This window comes from Acinetobacter lwoffii, assembly GCF_024129115.1.
Lineage (GTDB): Bacteria > Pseudomonadota > Gammaproteobacteria > Pseudomonadales > Moraxellaceae > Acinetobacter > Acinetobacter lwoffii_T.
Map to the genome: position 1 here is coordinate 13,384 of NZ_JAMXXO010000008.1, position 19,064 is coordinate 32,447.

The 19,064-nt window shown below is 41.7% G+C and carries 17 protein-coding genes and 7 tRNA genes; 9 read left to right on the top strand and 15 right to left on the bottom strand.

All coding sequences use genetic code 11. From position 1 onward, the window contains the following. Positions 1–228: 228 nt before the first annotated feature. The 4 genes from NI470_RS07960 to NI470_RS07975 form a co-directional block, all read right to left on the bottom strand. Positions 229–645 (bottom strand): GlcG/HbpS family heme-binding protein, encoded by a 417-nt coding sequence (locus NI470_RS07960; RefSeq protein ID WP_247144371.1) that lies wholly within the window; start codon positions 643–645, stop codon positions 229–231. A gap of 127 nt (positions 646–772) precedes the next feature. After that, a complete protein-coding gene (hemL, locus tag NI470_RS07965) occupies positions 773–2,074 on the bottom strand; it encodes a glutamate-1-semialdehyde 2,1-aminomutase (RefSeq protein WP_253148157.1) in 1,302 nt (433 codons plus the stop codon). 38 nt (positions 2,075–2,112) lie between these two features. Continuing rightward, positions 2,113–2,733, bottom strand: a complete 621-nt coding sequence (thiE, locus tag NI470_RS07970; protein WP_253148156.1) for a thiamine phosphate synthase — start codon at positions 2,731–2,733, stop codon at positions 2,113–2,115. 802 nt (positions 2,734–3,535) lie between these two features. Then, positions 3,536–3,931 (bottom strand): Mpo1-like protein, encoded by a 396-nt coding sequence (locus tag NI470_RS07975; protein ID WP_253148155.1) that lies wholly within the window; start codon positions 3,929–3,931, stop codon positions 3,536–3,538. A 328-nt stretch (positions 3,932–4,259) separates the two neighbouring features. On the opposite strand from NI470_RS07975, the gene NI470_RS07980 reads away from it, so the two are divergent. Further along, entirely contained in the window at positions 4,260–5,717 is a 1,458-nt protein-coding gene (locus tag NI470_RS07980) for a CYTH domain-containing protein (RefSeq protein ID WP_253148154.1), read from the top strand. A 140-nt stretch (positions 5,718–5,857) separates the two neighbouring features. Then, a complete protein-coding gene (locus NI470_RS07985) occupies positions 5,858–7,312 on the top strand; it encodes a CYTH and CHAD domain-containing protein (RefSeq protein WP_253148153.1) in 1,455 nt (484 codons plus the stop codon). Positions 7,313–7,334: 22 nt separating this feature from the next. Here NI470_RS07985 and NI470_RS07990 read toward each other — a convergent pair whose 3' ends face one another. Next, a complete protein-coding gene (locus NI470_RS07990) occupies positions 7,335–7,967 on the bottom strand; it encodes a hypothetical protein (protein ID WP_004280010.1) in 633 nt (210 codons plus the stop codon). Positions 7,968–8,078: 111 nt separating this feature from the next. Here NI470_RS07990 and NI470_RS07995 point away from each other — a divergent pair, with 111 nt between their 5' ends. From NI470_RS07995 to NI470_RS08005, 3 genes are all read left to right on the top strand, one after another. After that, positions 8,079–8,480: a DUF3144 domain-containing protein gene (locus tag NI470_RS07995; protein WP_004280011.1), complete on the top strand. Its 402-nt coding sequence runs from the start codon at positions 8,079–8,081 to the stop codon at positions 8,478–8,480. A gap of 118 nt (positions 8,481–8,598) precedes the next feature. Continuing rightward, entirely contained in the window at positions 8,599–9,663 is a 1,065-nt protein-coding gene (locus NI470_RS08000) for an amidohydrolase family protein (RefSeq protein WP_253148152.1), read from the top strand. A gap of 12 nt (positions 9,664–9,675) precedes the next feature. Further along, positions 9,676–9,942, top strand: a complete 267-nt coding sequence (locus tag NI470_RS08005) for a hypothetical protein (protein ID WP_155756639.1) — start codon at positions 9,676–9,678, stop codon at positions 9,940–9,942. A 54-nt stretch (positions 9,943–9,996) separates the two neighbouring features. Here NI470_RS08005 and NI470_RS08010 read toward each other — a convergent pair whose 3' ends face one another. Together NI470_RS08010 and NI470_RS08015 are read right to left on the bottom strand one after the other, a co-directional pair. Then, positions 9,997–12,768, bottom strand: coding sequence for a M16 family metallopeptidase (locus tag NI470_RS08010; RefSeq protein WP_253148151.1), 2,772 nt, complete (start codon positions 12,766–12,768; stop codon positions 9,997–9,999). 143 nt (positions 12,769–12,911) lie between these two features. After that, on the bottom strand, positions 12,912–13,733 hold the full coding sequence (locus NI470_RS08015) for a PhzF family phenazine biosynthesis protein (protein ID WP_253148150.1): 822 nt from the start codon (positions 13,731–13,733) through the stop codon (positions 12,912–12,914). 119 nt (positions 13,734–13,852) lie between these two features. Here NI470_RS08015 and NI470_RS08020 point away from each other — a divergent pair, with 119 nt between their 5' ends. From NI470_RS08020 to NI470_RS08030, 3 genes are all read left to right on the top strand, one after another. Next, positions 13,853–14,440, top strand: a complete 588-nt coding sequence (locus NI470_RS08020; protein WP_253148149.1) for a flavin reductase family protein — start codon at positions 13,853–13,855, stop codon at positions 14,438–14,440. Positions 14,441–14,557: 117 nt separating this feature from the next. Further along, a complete protein-coding gene (gene gloB, locus NI470_RS08025) occupies positions 14,558–15,292 on the top strand; it encodes a hydroxyacylglutathione hydrolase (protein WP_253148148.1) in 735 nt (244 codons plus the stop codon). Positions 15,293–15,792: 500 nt separating this feature from the next. After that, on the top strand, positions 15,793–16,125 hold the full coding sequence (locus NI470_RS08030; RefSeq protein WP_253148147.1) for a YkvA family protein: 333 nt from the start codon (positions 15,793–15,795) through the stop codon (positions 16,123–16,125). A 308-nt stretch (positions 16,126–16,433) separates the two neighbouring features. Here NI470_RS08030 and NI470_RS08035 read toward each other — a convergent pair whose 3' ends face one another. Further along, on the bottom strand, positions 16,434–16,706 hold the full coding sequence (locus NI470_RS08035) for a hypothetical protein (RefSeq protein WP_005246729.1): 273 nt from the start codon (positions 16,704–16,706) through the stop codon (positions 16,434–16,436). Between the two features lie 433 nt (positions 16,707–17,139). Here NI470_RS08035 and NI470_RS08040 point away from each other — a divergent pair, with 433 nt between their 5' ends. Beyond that, positions 17,140–17,343 (top strand): hypothetical protein, encoded by a 204-nt coding sequence (locus NI470_RS08040; protein WP_004280022.1) that lies wholly within the window; start codon positions 17,140–17,142, stop codon positions 17,341–17,343. A 152-nt stretch (positions 17,344–17,495) separates the two neighbouring features. Here the strand turns inward: NI470_RS08040 and NI470_RS08045 are convergent. From NI470_RS08045 to NI470_RS08075, 7 genes are all read right to left on the bottom strand, one after another. Further along, positions 17,496–17,580: transfer RNA gene (locus NI470_RS08045), tRNA-Leu, on the bottom strand. A 39-nt stretch (positions 17,581–17,619) separates the two neighbouring features. Beyond that, positions 17,620–17,693, bottom strand: a tRNA-Trp gene (locus NI470_RS08050). 35 nt (positions 17,694–17,728) lie between these two features. Next, positions 17,729–17,813: transfer RNA gene (locus NI470_RS08055), tRNA-Leu, on the bottom strand. Between the two features lie 371 nt (positions 17,814–18,184). Continuing rightward, positions 18,185–18,270 (bottom strand) — tRNA-Leu (locus NI470_RS08060). 379 nt (positions 18,271–18,649) lie between these two features. Then, positions 18,650–18,734: transfer RNA gene (locus NI470_RS08065), tRNA-Leu, on the bottom strand. Positions 18,735–18,773: 39 nt separating this feature from the next. After that, a tRNA-Trp gene (locus NI470_RS08070) sits at positions 18,774–18,847 on the bottom strand. A 35-nt stretch (positions 18,848–18,882) separates the two neighbouring features. Further along, positions 18,883–18,967: transfer RNA gene (locus tag NI470_RS08075), tRNA-Leu, on the bottom strand. Positions 18,968–19,064: the final 97 nt, after the last annotated feature.

The following is a 19,064-nucleotide window of genomic DNA, read 5'->3' on the forward strand; positions in this document are numbered from 1 at the left end:
CGATGACTGCTTCTGTCGCATTTGAAAATTAAGTTTTCCTAAAATTAATATAATACATGTTATATGAAATCCTCTGTAAATTTCATTTTAAAACAAAATCTTATATTGGTGTAAAAAGCCCAATCATTAGCGATTGGGCTTTTTAGCTGACATTTCACATTCCACGCTTCATTTTGGAACATCTTTGGATGATTTTATTAAATTGAGCTGATCAATTTCTATTTTGGATTAGCTTTGCTTCGCCAAAAATTTCTCAATGGCTACCTGCGCAATCTCAGCATCCTGAAACGACTTCACTCCCGACACGCCCATTGCACCTACCAACTGTCCTTCATACATAATCGGCTCACCACCTTCCAGCATTCCTGAAAATGATTTCATGGTCAGGAAGCCCATCTGCCCGCCTTTGATAATATCTTCAAATAACTTCGATGGACGGCGACTCATAGCGGAACATTTGGCTTTTTCAATAGCCAGATTTGCAGTCATTGGTGCTGCGCCATCCATACGCTTCATCGCCAGTAAATTTCCGGTTTCATCCACTACAGCAATACTGACATTAAAACTGTTCTGAATCGCATATTGATGAGCTTCATTTAATAAAAATTCCGCATCACTTAAAGTCAAATAATGTTTGGTTTTCATTGATCTATCTAATCCTTTAATTTATCAATTTCAAATCTTATGATGTCTAATCCAAAGAATGAAATAAGCCCGATCACTCGGGCTTATATTCCCTCTCCTTTTAGGAGAGGGTCAGGGAGAGGTCGAATTATCCTTTCATCTCAGCAAAAGTTTCTTTAGCCGCTTGAATCGTGTAAGCAATATCTTCATCACTATGCGCAGCAGAAATAAATCCTGCTTCAAAAGCAGATGGTGCAAGGTTTACGCCACGACTTAACATGCCATGGAAGAATTTACGGAAGGCATCTACATCACATTTCAACATTGAATCGAAGCTGGTGATGTCTTCCTGATCGGTAAAGTACAGACCAAACATCCCACCAACCTGTTGTGTCTTGAATGGAATGCCTGCTTCATCCGCAGCAGCTTGCAAGCCAACCAGCAGTTTCTCAAGTTGCGCAGACAATTTCTCATAGAAACCTTCAGCACGAAGATGTTTGAACATCTCTATACCGGCACGCATTGCCAATGGGTTACCTGATAGCGTACCTGCTTGATAGACCTTACCCAATGGTGCGATACATTCCATCACTTCACGTTTACCACCGAATGCACCGACTGGTAAGCCTGCACCGATGATTTTACCTAAAGTGGTTAAATCCGGAGTTACGCCATAATGTGCTTGCGCACCGCCAAGACCGACACGAAAACCGGTCATTACTTCATCAATGATAAACACTGAACCATGTTCATCACAAACATCACGAATCGCTTGCAGGAAACCGTCAATTGGTTTCACCAAGTTCATGTTGCCTGCGACTGGCTCAACAATCACGCCGGCAATTTCTGAACCGAATTTGGCAAAGCATTCTTTTAAAGTCGCGATGTCGTTATATGGAAGTGTCAGCGTATGTTTAGCAAAATCTGCTGGCACGCCTGCAGACGTCGCTTCCCCTTCTCCACTGGTCAATAAACCTGAACCGGCTTTTACCAATAATGAATCTGAGTGACCATGATAACAGCCTTCAAATTTTACAATCTTGTCACGGCCAGTATAACCACGTGCTAAACGAATCGCGGTCATGGTCGCTTCTGTACCCGAGTTGGTCATACGCACTAGTTCAATCGATGGCATGATCTCGCAAATAATATCTGCAAGTGTGGTTTCATGAACTGTGGGCGCACCAAAACTCAAACCATCGACCGCAGCATCCTGAACGGCTTTAATAATCGCAGGATGTGCATGACCCAGAATCATCGGCCCCCATGAACCTACATAGTCCACATAACGTTTGCCATCGACATCATACAGATAAGCACCTTGGGCTTTTTCGATAAAGACCGGCGTCCCACCGACACTATTAAATGCACGTACAGGTGAGTTGACGCCACCCGGGATATGTTTATTGGCTTGTTTGAACAATTGTTCTTGCTTTGGAGATAAGCTCATGAAGGCACTCGACTCAAAATTAAATCAATCAAAAAATTTTATGCTGTAGCTTGAAAAAGCGCAGACCATTCATCTAAACGTTCAGGAATGGCATTCATAGGAAGTCCCAATATATCACTAATCACCGCGCAATAATCTGCACCTGACTCAATGACATCCTTTGAATTTTCAACCGTTAAACCGCCAATCGCACAGAGAGGTACGTTTAATTTCTCTTTGGCCAGTTTTAAGGTTTCCAGACCAATATTACCGGCTTCAGGTTTACTGTCAGTAGCATAAATTGCTCCAAATGCCACATAATTTGCACCATCAGCAATTGCCTGTTCAGCCAGCTCAAGTGAGTTATTACAGCTACGGCCAATCAACACGCCTTTAGGCAAACGTGCTACAGCATCGACAATCGAACCATCTTCCTGGCCTAAATGCACACCCACGCCGTATTTAACCGCCATTTCCAGATCATCATTAATCACGAAAGGTACAGCATATTCAGCACACATGGCTTTCATATACTCGATTTCGTAAATTTGATCTTCTTTCGCCACTTTTTTACGGCGATATTGCAAGACCGCAACACCACCATTGGCCATTGCACCTTCCAACTTCGCTAATAAAAGCTCTAATGGATCATCATTGGTAATTAAATATAAACCGCGCATCTTGCTCGCCACTTGCTAGGATGGCTCTATTATAGGCATAACTCGGTTTAATTGCCGCCATCTTGCTGTTTCTGAGACTGGGCAGCAACAGATTTGCAGTTTTTTAGCACAATTTATCAATTAAATCGTAAATATCACCATTTTCAGGGATATACGGACTTTCAAATCTGCGTTTTAATGGCCTTATAACAATAATTATAACGTGTTAATGCTTACGCCCTCCGACAAACGCTTTTAGGATTTTGCAGATAACTTGGTGGAGAAGTTGCAAAATTCTAAGAGCGATTTTTTTGTCTTTTTTTCGCCTGGCTCAAGCGTACTCAAATTAATTAATATTAAAAATACCTATTTTCAGGGATAGCCCAATCGGCACGAAGCGTCTTAAATAGCCTTAGACACAGAAAATAAACAGAAAAATAAATACCTGTGTTTGTAATACCCGATCCTTTCTGGTTTTGAGTCATTCGTTTGTGGGAAAACGTTTCAAAGCCAGAAAGGATCTTTTACTTTCAGCACAAATCCACATGAATTCTTCTATGAATATTTACACAATAGCATGAGCAAAATCTTGAACATTTATTGGTAGCAAACAGGCATAAAAAAAGCCCGGAGAAGGTCGCTCCAGGCTTGGAAAACTGATGTATTAATTAAAATATAATGGTTGATCAAAAAACCTAATCTGCAATACCATAATTATTAGAATAATAATTCTAGACTTGCAAGGCTTTTATCGAAATTTCATGCTTTAAGTGGGCACATTCCGATAAAAGTCATTCTGGCTTAACTGGAAATTTTATCGTATTTAAGGTCGATCAGAACTGGAAATTTTATCGTATTTAAGGTCGATCAGACTGATATTACCACGCAGGACATCGGCAAACATGCGCCAGTCCGAGATAAAGCTATATACAGGCTGTTTGAAGCTGGCTGGTTTATTGCGCTCAAAGATAAAATGACCGACCCAGGCACAGGCATAGCCCGAGAGTAAACCATATGCAAAATATCGCGGCTTGCCTTGACGAATGGCTTTGGCAAAACAGTATAAACCGATGCTACTGCCGGCCACGTGCAGACGGCGGCTAATAATATGCCGATGCTCAGTCAAATAGAAGCGATAAAATTCATGATAATTCTTAATCGGCATCTGGGGCTGAACCACCATCTCATTATTACTTTCTGGTTGTACTTGTACATTCATCTGTCATCATCCTGACGTTTTTGTTTTACCTTAGCGTATATTTTAGCCAAATAACAGCCTTTTGATTCGCGCTTCAATGCATCTTGAACATCCCTGTGAACGCCTGAATCCGATCGTTTTAGCCTAAAATGAACCGATGAAATCTAGGTTTCAAACTTCTATTTAAGCTTTTTATGTTCAGTCAAGTCTTACATGCATTTTGATTTTAGTTACAATCTGCTGCGCACAAATCTAAAAATATAATTGCGGCTGCTGTCCGCCTCATTTAAGAACCTTATTCAAGTGAAGATTTAGTGTGTAATTGCACTGAACAGATAGGATGATCATCATGGTTGAAGTTGAACTCAAGTTCCAGATTCCTGCGGCAAGACGCACTGCGCTGCTCAAGGCACTTGATCCGAAAAAGTCTCAACAGATCCAGCTTCAAGCCAAATATTATGATACGGTCGACCGTCAACTGGCCCGGCATGGGGTAGCACTGCGTCAGCGTCTGGAAGGTACACGTTGGGTTCAAACCCTAAAAGCGGCCGGAAAAAGTCATATCGAACGCTTTGAACATAATCATGATCTAGGGGAATTAACCGCATCTCCTGAACTGGATTTAGATATTTATAAAAAATTTCCAGAAGCCGGGGCAATTCTCAGCAATGCACTCGGCAATCAGTTCGACCAGCTCCAACTCCAGTTTGAAACCGATATTTCCCGTACGTTAAGGGTGATTGACTATGAAGACACCCAGATCGAAGTCAGCCTGGATATTGGGCTTATCCGCACACAGGATGCCGAACAAGAAGTACATGAAGTCGAGTTCGAGCTTAAAAATGGTTCAATTCAACATCTGCTGGCGTTTAGTTTTGAATGGGTCAAGAAATATCAGCTCTGGCTCGATGTACGCAGCAAGGCTGAAATAGGCAATTTACTGGCGACTTCACAGCGCGTCAGTCCTGCGACCCTCAGCAAAGAATTTCAGATCAGCAAAAAAGACAGCGCCAGTAAAACCATGTGCAGTCTGATTGCACAGCAGATGCAGCATTTATTGCCGAATATCGCGGCGATTGCAGCTCAGGTTGCAGAGCAGGAACATATTGATCAGGCACGACTGGCACTAGATCACTTATATCTGACCTTGCTGCTATTCAAAGACTGGCATCCACAGCTTTCGGATAAATGGGCACATCAACTGGCGGCCTTTAAGCAGCAATTTGAACATCTGCAACATTTGCAGCATATGCAAAACAGCTTGGCCGGCTTCCTGCAAAATCCAACCACGGCAGAAAATCTGAGCAAAGATATTCTGTATGCGCAGGAGAAACTCGGTAATCTGGTCAAATCCACCCAGAATGTGCATCATTATCTGGAATTGCTGATGTTCAGTTTAAATGAAAATGAGCATGCCTCGCTGGACCTGAAAACTGCTGCGCAAACTACCTTGCAACAGCAATATAAAGCCTTGCAGGAACAAATGAACCAGACGGATATCACTAATTTTGAAAGTCTGGATCAATTGTCTGGCCGAATTCAGGAACTCAAATTCAGCTTCCCGATTTTAACCACGATCTATGATGTCAAAAATTTGCAGAAATACAGCAAAGCGCTGAACGATGCTCAACTGGCAGCCAGTGAATATCAAACTTTGGCCTCTTCTGCAGTTTATATTCAGCAGACCGAGCTGGAAGCAAGTGACTGGTTTGTGCTGGGCTGGCTGACCGCCAAGCAGGAAGTCTATGCGCAGAAACTGCTTGAAGCGACCGAACAGTTCTTGGTCAGTCGTAAATTCCTGAAATAAACATATTGAAATAAATATCACAAGAAAAACTCAAAGCACGCCTTCTCTGGCGTGCTTTTTTGTTGCAGAAGCACATCACACCCCTGCCGATCTTTGGGCTATATTAATCTATAAAACCAACATCGCGGAGGAATGACCCGATGGCAGAAATAGAACTCAAATTCCAGATTCCGCCACAGTCTCGTGTGCAATTTGAACAGGACATTCAGAAACTTCAGCCGACTCGGCATCGTCTGTGTGCACGCTACTTTGATACTGAAGCGCAACAATTACAACAACATCAGATTGCCCTGCGGCAACGTCTGGAAGACCAGCAATGGATTCAAACCCTGAAAGCAGCGACTGAACAACAATTTGAACGTTTTGAACTTGGGCATGAATTAAAAAGTCCTCCGGAACATTGTGATTTTCAGTTATATCGCAAACATAAACCTGCCAAAAAAATCCTGAAACAGGCGCTCGGTGATCTGGAGACACCGCTTATTCTGCAATTTGAAACAGATGTCGTACGGTATGTACTCACAGAAAGTCATCTGGACAGTAAGATTGAAATTGCCTTTGATGTCGGAGAAATTCGACACAATGATCAAGCCATCGATATTTATGAAGTCGAATTTGAGCTTAAATCCGGCCAGCTGAGTGAATTGATTGATTTCATTCAGCCCTGGGTTCAGCGTTATGCTTTGTGGCTGGATACACGGAGCAAATCGGAACGTGGTTATGCCTTATTACATGATGAAGAGAGTCTGCCAGTTCAGCATCAGCTTCCCTTAGTGCTTGAACAGAAAGATCAGATCAGTACGATTTTACAAAAAATTGTCGCCAACTGTCTGGCTCATCTTTTCCCAAATGCGACGGCGATTGCTGCCGAGAATTATAATAGTGATCATGTGCATCAGGCACGTGTTGCGATTCGACGTTTGCGCAGTGCTTTTAAAATTTTCCAGTCCGTGACTGAACATGTACAGCCAGAATGGCCGGAACAGCTGCGGGATATTTTTCAGCAACTGGGTTCCACCCGAGATCGCGATGCCCTGGCAGAAAGCCTGATTCCACAACTGGAAAAAGCAGGTTCACCCTTACTGAAATTACCACCACACCGACAAAAACAACCAGATATCAGTGCGCTGTTCAGAAGTCCTGCTACCGTAGAACTAATGCTGCAACTATTCAGCTTTAGCCAAGAAAAAACGGATAATAAAGCCAAGTCTTCGCATAAAATTTTGTGTAAAGGCTTAAGCAAACTGCACCAGCAAATCTGTCAAGATGCCGATAACTATCAAGAACTGGATATTGAATCCCGGCATCGGACACGCAAACGGGTCAAACGCTTACGCTATAACGTAGAATTCTTGCAAAGCCTGTTTCCTGAAAAAGAGGTTAAAGCTTATTTAAAAGCCTTAAAACCCTTGCAAGAAAGCCTTGGGCATTATAACGACCTATTTGTTGCAGACGAGTTATTTAGACCTTATGTCAAACAACAGGCCAAGGCCTGGTTTGTGCTAGGCTGGATAAGTGCGGAACAGCAGCGTTTGTCGAACGAAGCAGCAGAGCGTTTACAGCAGTTTGCAGAAAATACCAAGCCCTTCTGGTAAGACCGGGCTTGGTCAAACTGTGCTAGCGATATTTGCCGAATACTTTCCAGGTATTATTGTCTGCCAGAGGATCGTTATAACTGTCGCTGCGTTGCTTGCGTGGCTTATCGCGTGCATCGACCAGTTCAAAATGTGGCTCAACACTCAGCACAATCCCATTCACATAAAAACGGGTGCGCGTATATTCGCTCTGGCCATGCTGAAACACATAAGTGCGTAAATCCACAAATTCACGGTGTGCCACCAAAGCTGCAGTATCGTCACTATCAAGCCACTGCCGCATGGCTGCAATCTGCTCGGGTTCGAACTGGCCGCATTTTTCGATCAGGCTGGCGACCCCACGAAAAGTTTTGGATTCCTTGGCGCGGGTTTTATTAATGCGAATCCGGTCAACATGAAAATAAAACAGCGGCAAGTTTAAATGACTCGGCAGATGGATCGCATCCAAGATTTCATCTTCCATAAAAGGCTGAAACAGATCCTGTGCCCTTTCAATCAGCCCGAGCCACTGGCTATAGTATTCATCTACCTGTGACTGGCTGCCATAATAAATCGGCAAGCCTTCAACATTGGCTAGATTTGCCGGTGGCCAAATATTCTGGCGCAATAAGGCAATATCACTTTTTAGGCTTTGTACTGCAATCGCATCCTGCATGGCATTCACTTTTATATGCTTAGGCTATTTTTTAGATTAAGGCAAAGGTTTAGTTTCTGCAAGGCTTTGCCTATAATTAACGATTGAGATTTTAGTGTTAGGAACAAATTCATGGTTCAAAAGATTGAAGCAACCGATGTAACCGAAGAAGAAGCGTTAAATGCGGCATTCTTTGAACGTGCTGATGAATTTATTCAACAAGCCAACGAGTTTTGTCGCGTAGAAAAAGGCTCACAGGAAAAACCGAGCGATAAGCGCGGTCAAGTCAGTGCGGCGATGTTATTTGGTACTGCCCGTTTCAATACCTGGGTGGCAGCGAATAACTTTAAAGATGGGAATGAAATGCGCGATGCCAAAGATCAGGTCATGTCTTATATCTTGCAGCAATTTCAAATGATGCTGGAAGATAACTATGATGAATACTGTGAACAGTTCGAAAACTATTTACGTTTCCGTCACAATGAAGAGTTTCATGCCAACAAGCATAACCATGATCACAAGCATGATCATTGATTAAAATACGAAAAGCCCCGCGGGGCTTTTTTTATTTGCTGTCATTTATCATATTGACTTTAAAGTGATTTAAGCACTATATAAATTGAATAATAAATAAACGAAAACAAGGCATAGCATGCAGCAACTTCCCTTCCCGATCATTGACCCTCATATCCACCAATGGGATCCGTACAATACCCCACATGCGGCAGCGCTAGCGGTAAAGCTGTTCGGCAATCATCCCAAATTACTAGACAGAATGGTTCGACTGTTGAAACCCAGAGACGTCATTGAGACCATTGGCCTGACACAGCACCTGACTGCACCTTATCTGCCTGCAAATTACAAGAAAGATGCAGGACATTATGAAATAGAGCAGATTGTGCATGTTGAAGCCAGCTGGCATGACCATAAAGGTACGGGTGTGGTAAATGAAACCCGTTTTATCGCTGGGCTTCCTTTTGATCAGCACACTATCCAATTGGGTGGAATTGTCGCCACGGCGGATCCGCGGCAGAAAAATTTTAAACAGTTGATTCAATTGCATCGCGAAGCTTCTCCCAAGTTTCGCGGCATCCGTAAAATGGCTGCGGTACATCCAGATAAAGGGATTCATGCCTGGACCGATGAACCGCATCTCTATCGCAACACAGATTTCCTGAAGGGCTTTGAAGAACTGGCCAGGCAAGATTTAAGCTTTGATGCCTGGGTGTACTCTACCCAGATTGCGGATGTTACTGCGCTGGCCAAAGCCTTTCCAAACACCCCTATTGTGCTGGATCATCTGGGTACGCCCGCAGGTTTATTTGGCAAAGTGAGCAAAGCTACAGGCAAGACCGAACAAGATCGCACCCAGATATTTGCAGACTGGAAAGATCAGTTGGCAGAACTGGCCGAATGCAAAAATGTATCGACCAAAATGTCTGGTCTGTTTATGCCAGTCTTGGGACATGATTTTCACACGCAGAAACGGCTGGCAAGTAAACAGGAATTAGTGGAACGTGCCGCACCCGTGATCCAGCATACTTTAGACTGTTTTGGTTCTGGGCGCGTGATGTTTGCATCCAACTTTCCAATGGACAGTGTCAGTAGCTCACTCACCAACATTATTGATGCCTTTAGCGATATTGTGCAGGACTACAATGAAAATGCCTTAGAGTCGATTTTTTATGAAAATGCTAAACGTTTTTATCGACTTTGAGTAGATGAGGACATGCTAAGTTGGATAACAGATTCCAGTCTAAATACGCCTTCAGGCAAAGGACTTTGTATTTTACTCACTATTATTTCAAGCTGGATAACGTCTTATTATTATCAAGTGGCGATCCATCATCCTTTTGATCAAGATATTGCTTTCGTTTCAACTTTGATTGGCTGTGGAATATTGATTTTCCTTCTTATTGTATCTGTTTGGAGTCTGCTCCTATCTATCCTTGCAAGCTTAACTGGAGGGATTGTTTTTAGCCATAGAGCAACCTAAAGCATAAAACTAAAATAAAAAAATCCCCTCACTTGAGGGGATTTTTTATCAACACTATGATGTTTTAACTTGCTTACCATACTGATCAGCCATCACTTCAACCAGCTGGTCCGGCTTGATGTATTTTTTGATCATGGCATCAATATCGGCTTTGCTCAGTTGAGCAATCGCCTGATCACGTTTTTCCCGGTAAACCAGATTACGGTCTTTTTCCAGCTGTGGAATCAACATAGTGTGAATACGGCGATCATCTTCGAGTGCAGTTAGACGCTGTTTCAAGATGCTGGCTTTTGCCGCTTCGACTTCCTGTTCAGTCACGCCACGTATCAGCAGTTCATTCAGTACCTTATGCACTGCCTGAGAAACCCGTGCGGATTTTCCAGCCGTATAATTGGCACCAATCATCATTGCACCCACATCTGCCCATTCATCAAGTTGCACATCTGCACTAAAACCATAAACCAGTGCATTTTTTTCACGTAATTCTTGTGCCAATCGTGACGACAGCTGTGAATCACCCAGAATATATCGAAATACCTGTAATGCAGGTGCATCGGCATGATCTGCGCCGACCGGCATGCTCATGAATGCCTCATAACTCCCGAATTCACGCTGCTCAGACAACGCATGAATTTTCTGGGCTGGATAGCTTCGATATTCCGATTTCAGACGCTCATAAGGCTGTGCCGCTTTCCAGTCTGAAAAACTGTTTTTCAGCGTTTTTTGCATCGATTTTGGATTAAACTCACCCGTGACCGCAATCTGTGCATGCTGGGTTTTCAAAAACTGCTGATACAGTGCCATAACCTGTTTGCGAGTCGCTTTCTGATACTGTTTTTTGGCCAGTTCAGGCTCGAAATGGAAACGCAGATCGCCAGGCTGATAGATCTCGAGAGTTCGCGCCATCGTCAAGCTCGACACGGTATCTGGTTCAGTGTAAGGACGATCCAGACTGGATAAAGTTTGACCCTTAATCAAGTCAAACTGGCTTTGCTCAAATGCCGGCGTTTTCAGTACATCAACCACATACTGGAAAAACTCTTCAAACTTTTCTTTTTTGGCGCTGATCTGCAAGGTCAGGCCATTGCCGGATGCACTGGCAGTCGCCGAACCGCCTACTTCAATAATTTTATCGGCAATCTGCTGCAAGCTTTGGGTTTTCGATGAGCGCAACATTAAATAAGCGGTCAGATCAAGAATCTCGCCTTTATTCATCAGACTTTGAGCGGTACCAAAATCCAGTGAAATTGTGGCATAGACTTTATCATCGCGTGTAGTCGTCGGAAACAGCGCGTATTTAATGCCATTTTTCAACTTGCCACGCTGAATCTGTTTGTCTTTACTATGCAAATACTGTTTGGACTGCTGTATATATTGTTTTACTTCAGCCTGATAGACACTGACATCTTTCAGAGGCTCTTCTGTTTCAGCCTGCTGGTTCAGGGTTTTTGCCGGTGCTTCTGTTTGTGCCAGTTCCTGCGCTTTTTTCTGATCTTCCGGGGTAGGTAAAATATTGCCAGAAATCCGGTATTCAGGTCTTAAAAAACTCTTATAAACCTGATTGACCTGATTCACATTCAGGTTTTGAATCGCGTTCAGATCTTTAAAATACTGGCTCCAGTCACCCGAATACGTCACTGCATAATCGCTTAAACGCGAACCCAAAGCAGTCGCACTATTTTTAATATTGTCGGCCTGATTTCGGGTCAGATTTTTAGCCCGGTTCAGTTCTGCCTCGGTAAATGGTTGACTATGTTCTACGCCTTGAATCAGGCCTTGTTCAATATCCTGTGGCTGATGATTCGGTGCATAGATTGCTCCCATAAACACCAGATTAAAGTCTTTATCAAGCCACGTACTGGATTGCACCGCAGTTGACTTACCAGTTTCCACCATGCTCTGATAGAGATGTCCACTCGGTTGCAAAGTATAGAGCGTTGGCGAAACAGCCAAAGCCGTTTTAATATTTTCTTCTGATTGGTTTAAATAAATATTAAACCTAGCCAGATCACTGCCTTTCTTTACTGTAAATTCACGCTGTTTGATCTGTTCCGGTTTAAGCGCTGGGACTTTCACTTGCGCTGGTACATTTCGGGATTGAATCGGACTGAAATGCGTATCCAGCTGTTTTAACACTTCGGCCTTGTCAAACTTGCCTGAAATCACCATAAAGGCATTATTCGATGCATACCATTGACGGTAAAAACGGTTCAGCTCCTGCATATTGATGGATTGCAGCTCATTTAGGTCACCAATTGGCAAACGGCCTAGATACTGATTGCCATAGGCCGATTTAAACACCAGATCGATCAATACCGAAAATGGTTGGTCCAGCCGGATTTCACGCTCGCGTTTTACAATATCAATTTCAGTCGGTACATATTTTTCCTGAAGCACCAGCTTGTCCATGCGTTCAGCTTCCAGAAAAATGACTTCACTTAATGCTGCTTTTTCAGGACGGATCACATTAGTATATTTGGTTGAGTAATAGTCGGTACTGGCATTGGTCATCAGGGTATATTGATCCAGTCGACGCTGGAATTCATCCCCTTTGACATTTTCTGTGCCTTTAAAGGCCAAATGTTCCAGCAGATGCGCCAGACCGCCCTTGCCTTGAGGATCATTCAGGGAGCCGGTCAGATAGACCGTATTCATAAAAACTTTATTTTCTTTATCATTCGGTGCCAGGATAATGCGCAGTCCATTATCCAGTCGGTATTCTTCAATATTCTGTTCCGTTTTCACCAAAACAGGCTGTGCAAAACTTAGTACACTACAGCCAGACAATATAATAGCCAGACTTAAATTTTTATAACGTAGCAACATTCTTCATCCAAATTATAAATATAAATTTTTATTCGCGCCCTTCTTAGAGAATGATTCTTTTTCTGAATAATCTATTCCAAGCCGAACCATCAAAATAACATGCCGCCTCACCTGACGACATGTAGTTCTATGTAATTAAAAAATTAAAGATAGATTTCAGCCTGCATATATAATTTTCCATAACCGGAAATTTCAATTCGTTCCTGATCTTGCAAGGCACAATACAGCACGCCACCACGTGCTGATGCCTGATAGGCGACTAATTCATTTTTACCGAGTTTCTCGGCCCACAGCGGCGCAATTCCGGTGTGAATTGAACCTGTTACCGGATCTTCATTGATGCCATTACTCGGTGCAAAATAACGTGAAATACAGTCGTATTGCGTATCTTGTGAAGTAATTGCGACATCTAAATAGGTATTCTGAGCAGTAATCGCAGTACGCTTACCATTCAACTGTTTCAACAATTCAAAATCAGGCGTTTCATCCAGCACATCCTGTACCGATTCATATTCAATAATATAGCCCTGTGCATTCAGATAAACCTGTTTAAACGGTTTGCTCAAGGCCTGTCTTAAGGCCTCAGGATATTCAGCAACAGGCTCTGCACGACGGATTGGAAAGTTCATTCTGATCTTGCCATCCGCATCCTGCCGGACCACAAAGATGCCAAAATCTTTCACATGAAAATGAATCGTTTTCCCCGTATCAAATTGATTGAATAGTACAAAGCTGCTGGCCAATGTCGCATGACCACAAAAATCCACTTCCTTGGTTGGCGTAAACCAGCGGATGGCATAATTATCGCTATCGATGACTTTAACAAAAGCCGTTTCGGACAGATTATTTTCCAAGGCGATATTTTGCATCAGACCATCTTCGAGCCATTCATCCAGCACAATCACGGCTGCAGGATTGCCTTTAAACAGTTCCGTGGTAAACGCATCGACCTGGTACATTTTCATTTTTTGAATTCCTGAATATAACGATCTCTAGTTTAAAAGCTTTTTTGCAAGAATGAACTTGAATATGTTAATGATCTCATTAATCTGGCCTAGTAAATAAATAGAGCAAATGGTGCTGCATGACAAACTCCCATATTCAAAGCGTTCCCTTAGAAAAAGCTTATCGTCTGATTACCCATGGCCCTACTGTACTGGTATCTGCTCAAGATCAGCAGGATACAGATGTTATGGCAGCAGCCTGGGCATGCGCATTGGAATTCAGCCCCGCAAAAGTGACTGTGGTTCTGGATAAAAGCACCAAAACCCGAAATATTATTGAAAATTCAGGTTATTTCGCGCTGCAAATTCCAACATTGAAACAACTGAATATGGTCTATCGTCTGGGTACGCAGAGCCTGCATGATGTGCCTGACAAACTGGCACAATCCGGAGTAGAACTATTTCATTTTCCTGATGCTGATATTCCTGTAGTACAAGGCTGTGCGGCCTGGATACTCTGCGAGATGATTCCTGAGCCGCATAACCAGCAAATGCATGACCTGTTTATAGGCAAGGTGATTGCAGCCTATGCCGATGATCGGGTCTTCCGCGACGGCCACTGGCATTATCATGAAGTGGATGAAGAGTGGAAAAGTATTCATCATGTAGCCGGCGGGCATTTTTACACCATCGGCAATGCGGTGAGCATTGATGATCCGGAATCATAAATTTTTCAAATTTAGCATAAATGAAAATAATTGCGGATGAATAGATAATATCAGCCAGCCCCAGAGCATCCGAAATTATGCTACTTTATCTTTAATCTTCATTTGGTCTGATGCGCTATGATGCCTTTTAAAATTCACTGTATTGATGTCCAGAATTCACTGCAAAATTATATCTGGTTGCTTGAACATACTGCGTCGCATCAGGTGGCTGTGATTGATCCAACCGAAGCAGAATTGGTACAAGACTATTGTGCTGAACACGGTTTAACTGTAAGCCAAATCTGGCTGACTCACTGGCATAAAGATCATATTGGCGGTGTGCCGGGACTGATCCAGGGACAAAATCTGCCCGTGTATGGCCCACGGGCGGAACTAAGTAAAATTCCGTTTATCACCCATCCGCTTGGGCATGAAGAACATTTTAATTTTTATGGAATAGATATCCAGGTGATTGCTGTACCCGGGCATACCCTCGGCCATATTGTGTATTTTATTGATGCTATTGATGTGCTTTTCTGCGGTGATACCTTATTTGCCATGGGCTGTGGCCGGGTTTTTGAAGGCACCTATTCACAGATGTATCATTCTCTGTCCCGTCTGGCCGCCTTGCCACCGCGCACCCAAGTCTATTGCACCCATGAATACACCTTATCGAATGCCCAGTTTGCCAAGCATGTCGAACCAGACAATCCAGCGATTCTGGAACGCTTCGAGCAGATTGAGCGTTTGCGTATGGTAGGCCAGTGCACGCTGCCAAGTAGTATTGAAGATGAATTGCAAACCAATCCTTTTCTACGTGCAGAAAGCGTGGAAGAATTCCAGCGCTTAAGAACTCTCAAAGATCAGTTTTAAACGGGATTCAAAGCTGAAGATCAATCTTCAGCCGACTCACTTTTTTTTCATTTGCGATGCATAGAATGTCATTGAAAGGCACGTACAACTTTTACACAAGTCGGAGTAAGTTGAACCTCCATCTAAAAAATGTCTTTCTGTGCCATTTTTCCTTTCTTATAATCAACCACGTCCCCTATTTTTTAGGAACCAATTTCAGTTCTAACATATGAAATAATGACTCACAAAAAATAGGATGATGTTTATTAAAATTAAATAAATTCACGGAACATTGCTTAAATAATCAACATGGAACCTAATAAATTATTTAAAAAGCCCAATTTACTTGAATTGGGCTTTTAAAAAACTATAAAGATATGATTTATATATAATAAAAAATAGAATTTCGGATAACGTGTATTATGTTAATTCTAGAAAATCGTAATAGGATAATAAAAATCTATATTGTTTTAAGAAAACTCTCTTATGATTAAATCTCTATAGTTCTTTTAATATTTGCTATGTATCAAAGAATCAAACAATGGGCTAAATCAATTAAAAAAGATATCTTGGTTGTTTGGCTTATTGCAAAAGACAAGCGAACGCCCAATTCTATAAAGTTTTTAGCTTTAATTATTGCTGCCTATGCCTTCTCACCAATTGATTTAATTCCAGATTTTATTCCCGTACTTGGGTATTTAGACGATATTATTGTTGTACCTTTAGGTATTTTATTAGTTATCAAGCTTACCCCACAAAACATTATAGATGATTGTAGAATTCTTGCAGAAACCTTAGTTGAAAGGCCTATAAACCGTTGGGCAGCAGGAATTATTATCCTGATATGGCTGTAGTATTAGGATATTTAACCATTTACTTCATGAACGATTCACTGTCTATACTGTCTATTTTTGACAAGTGAGATTTAGATACCCTCTCTCATTTGCACCCATTTAATATAATGGGCATTATTCGAAATTAAACTTTAAACCAAAATAGAAATGAAATATCTGCTTTCAGAGCATGACATTAGTTCTGTCGTTCAACTTTAAAAGTGACATTGGCCATGTCGATCCCGAATGATGATATGTAGGATAGCATTAACTAGTTTCTTGGATTCTATTTACTAAAACTGACAACGTATCTGTCGCATGAAGCAATGTTAAAGAATCTGGTTACTTTGTGCATAAGTATCCAGTTCACCTTGAGTAACGACACGCACCTCCTGCATTTCATCAATACGTACCAGTAGCAAGCCACCTAAAGCAGGCTGATAACGACGGGCACTGCCAAAAGGCGTATAGGTCACTTTCGACTGAACACTAAAGCTCAACCAGTCTTCATGTCCCAACATCACAGCAACCGGCTCAAGTCCCTGCTGTTGCATCAATTTAATTTTCTGATTCACATAGTGTTCAATGGTCAGTTCAGTCATGGTACGAGTATTCAGTTTTAGAATTACATTTCAGACAGTATAAAGCATGCAAATGAGGTTAAAGATCAGAAAACCAGCAGCCGGTATTCTTTTAATAAATAAGTCGATTGGATTTTAATTTTCTCATTGTAGAACTGAAATTTTCTATTTCATACGGTTGATAAAATTAGAAAATAACCTGGTTCACTAATAAGCTATTGAATTAGAAAATTAATTATCCAAATTTATAGCTTATAAAAACTTAATATTTAGTTACAACCTATTCAATATGAGAAAAATCATTTACTTAGCGTTTAAATTGATTTTTTCTTAATCAACCGATGTTCACTATATACACAAATTCATTTAAATTAATTTAAATAAAGGCATTTGCCCTTTAAAAGATAATTTTTCACCCTTATTTAAGATTTAACAATGATGAAGGAGTGATCTCGTGAAAAAAGTGGTTAAAGCGAAAAATTTGATTGCATTTCGACTATGGTTAGAAAAATTGGGATATTCGGTACGCACCCTGGCGGATGATCGTGGTTTCAGTTTCAGCTTCAAGAAAGAATATGGCCTGGTGACCTGTGATCTGGCAGGTAATGCTCTGGCACTACAGTTAGGCGAGGAATTTGAAGATCATTTAAAAGCCTGATTGCTTCTATTTAAGAGAAGAAAAATAAATTAATCTTTCCACTGATTCAACAGCGCTATTCTCCAGTTATTCAGCCCATTTCGATGGGCTTTTCTTTGTTTAGTAAATTTGAGGCAATAAAAAAGCAAGGCATTTGCCTTGCTTTAATATGATGGTGGGGACGGAGAGACTCGAACTCTCACACCTCGCGGCGCTGGAACCTAAATCCAGTGCGTCTACCAATTTCGCCACGTCCCCATCAGGGTACCAACTTAGCGTTGGATTTTTTTCAAACTTTGGCAGAGGATCAAGGATTCGAACCTTGACGAACGGTTTTGGAGACCGTCATGCTACCATTACACCAATCCTCTACTTCCACCCAATATTCAGTTTCCCAAATATCGATTGGTGGGGACGGAGAGACTCGAACTCTCACACCTCGCGGCGCTGGAACCTAAATCCAGTGCGTCTACCAATTTCGCCACGTCCCCAATGGCTGTGTATATTATAGAGATAGACCGGCATTGACAAGCGATTTTACAAGCAATCACAATCTATTCCGCTATAAAATAAACAGTTAGTTTAATTTTTTATAAAATTTATGTCGAAAATTTGATTGATTTGAAGATATGACTGCCCATCCGTTATTTTTAATCATTTCGATTCAATTCCAACATTTCAAATTAAAACTCAAATAAATTTCTAATCTTGATCAACATGAGCATTCAAAATACTGAAACTATTATTCATAAATTATTTTTGAAGCAGTGCATGGAATCAGAATACAACACAGCATAAATACAACGGCTTTGCCAAATTTCAGGCAATAAAAAAGCAAGGCACTCGCCTTGCTTTAATATGATGGTGGGGATAGAGAGACTCGAACTCTCACGCCCAGAAGGCGCTGCGACCTGAACACAGTGCGTCTACCAATTCCGCCATATCCCCATGGCTGTGTATATTATAGCGATCAGACCTGATTCACAAGTAGTTCTATAAAAAGCTAAATACTTTTATATCAAAAATTAATCAGTTAATTCCCTATTGAGCAAATACTGCTCTATTTAGACCAATATATAAAATTGATAGACACCATGGGACTGATTCATATGACATTTAAATTATTGAATATAGAGATCGCATGAATTCTTGCAGCAATACAATGAAATTTGCTAAGGCCCCACCCTTGCCTGATCATTCACTTAAGAAGTGAAATCCTGAATGCATTGTAATTCATTAATCTTGACAGCAAAAATCTGGTACTAAAAAAACCGACCTCAAATTTCAGGCAATAAAAAAGCAAGGCATTTGCCTTGCTTTAATATGATGGTGGGGACGGAGAGACTCGAACTCTCACACCTCGCGGCGCTGGAACCTAAATCCAGTGCGTCTACCAATTTCGCCACGTCCCCATCAGGGTACCAACTTAGCGTTGGATTTTTTTCAAACTTTGGCAGAGGATCAAGGATTCGAACCTTGACGAACGGTTTTGGAGACCGTCATGCTACCATTACACCAATCCTCTACTTCCACCCAATATTCAGTTTCCCAAATATCGATTGGTGGGGACGGAGAGACTCGAACTCTCACACCTCGCGGCGCTGGAACCTAAATCCAGTGCGTCTACCAATTTCGCCACGTCCCCAATGGCTGTGTATATTATAGAGATCATTTCCGGCTGACAAGCCGTTTATCATAAAAAAACACTCGTTTGATTAAATAAGAAACAATTCAAGTTTTAT

Excerpts from the sequence above, each read along its gene's own strand:
- NI470_RS07960 (WP_247144371.1), bottom strand. The coding sequence starts at position 645 with ATGAAAACCAAACATTATTTGACTTTAAGTGATGCGGAATTTTTATTA.
- hemL (WP_253148157.1), bottom strand. The coding sequence starts at position 2,074 with ATGAGCTTATCTCCAAAGCAAGAACAATTGTTCAAACAAGCCAATAAA.
- thiE (WP_253148156.1), bottom strand. The coding sequence starts at position 2,733 with ATGCGCGGTTTATATTTAATTACCAATGATGATCCATTAGAGCTTTTA.
- NI470_RS07975 (WP_253148155.1), bottom strand. The coding sequence starts at position 3,931 with ATGAATGTACAAGTACAACCAGAAAGTAATAATGAGATGGTGGTTCAG.
- NI470_RS07980 (WP_253148154.1), top strand. The coding sequence starts at position 4,260 with ATGGTTGAAGTTGAACTCAAGTTCCAGATTCCTGCGGCAAGACGCACT.
- NI470_RS07985 (WP_253148153.1), top strand. The coding sequence starts at position 5,858 with ATGGCAGAAATAGAACTCAAATTCCAGATTCCGCCACAGTCTCGTGTG.
- NI470_RS07990 (WP_004280010.1), bottom strand. The coding sequence starts at position 7,967 with ATGCAGGATGCGATTGCAGTACAAAGCCTAAAAAGTGATATTGCCTTA.
- NI470_RS07995 (WP_004280011.1), top strand. The coding sequence starts at position 8,079 with ATGGTTCAAAAGATTGAAGCAACCGATGTAACCGAAGAAGAAGCGTTA.
- NI470_RS08000 (WP_253148152.1), top strand. The coding sequence starts at position 8,599 with ATGCAGCAACTTCCCTTCCCGATCATTGACCCTCATATCCACCAATGG.
- NI470_RS08005 (WP_155756639.1), top strand. The coding sequence starts at position 9,676 with ATGCTAAGTTGGATAACAGATTCCAGTCTAAATACGCCTTCAGGCAAA.
- NI470_RS08010 (WP_253148151.1), bottom strand. The coding sequence starts at position 12,768 with ATGTTGCTACGTTATAAAAATTTAAGTCTGGCTATTATATTGTCTGGC.
- NI470_RS08015 (WP_253148150.1), bottom strand. The coding sequence starts at position 13,733 with ATGAAAATGTACCAGGTCGATGCGTTTACCACGGAACTGTTTAAAGGC.
- NI470_RS08020 (WP_253148149.1), top strand. The coding sequence starts at position 13,853 with ATGACAAACTCCCATATTCAAAGCGTTCCCTTAGAAAAAGCTTATCGT.
- gloB (WP_253148148.1), top strand. The coding sequence starts at position 14,558 with ATGATGCCTTTTAAAATTCACTGTATTGATGTCCAGAATTCACTGCAA.
- NI470_RS08030 (WP_253148147.1), top strand. The coding sequence starts at position 15,793 with ATGTATCAAAGAATCAAACAATGGGCTAAATCAATTAAAAAAGATATC.
- NI470_RS08035 (WP_005246729.1), bottom strand. The coding sequence starts at position 16,706 with ATGACTGAACTGACCATTGAACACTATGTGAATCAGAAAATTAAATTG.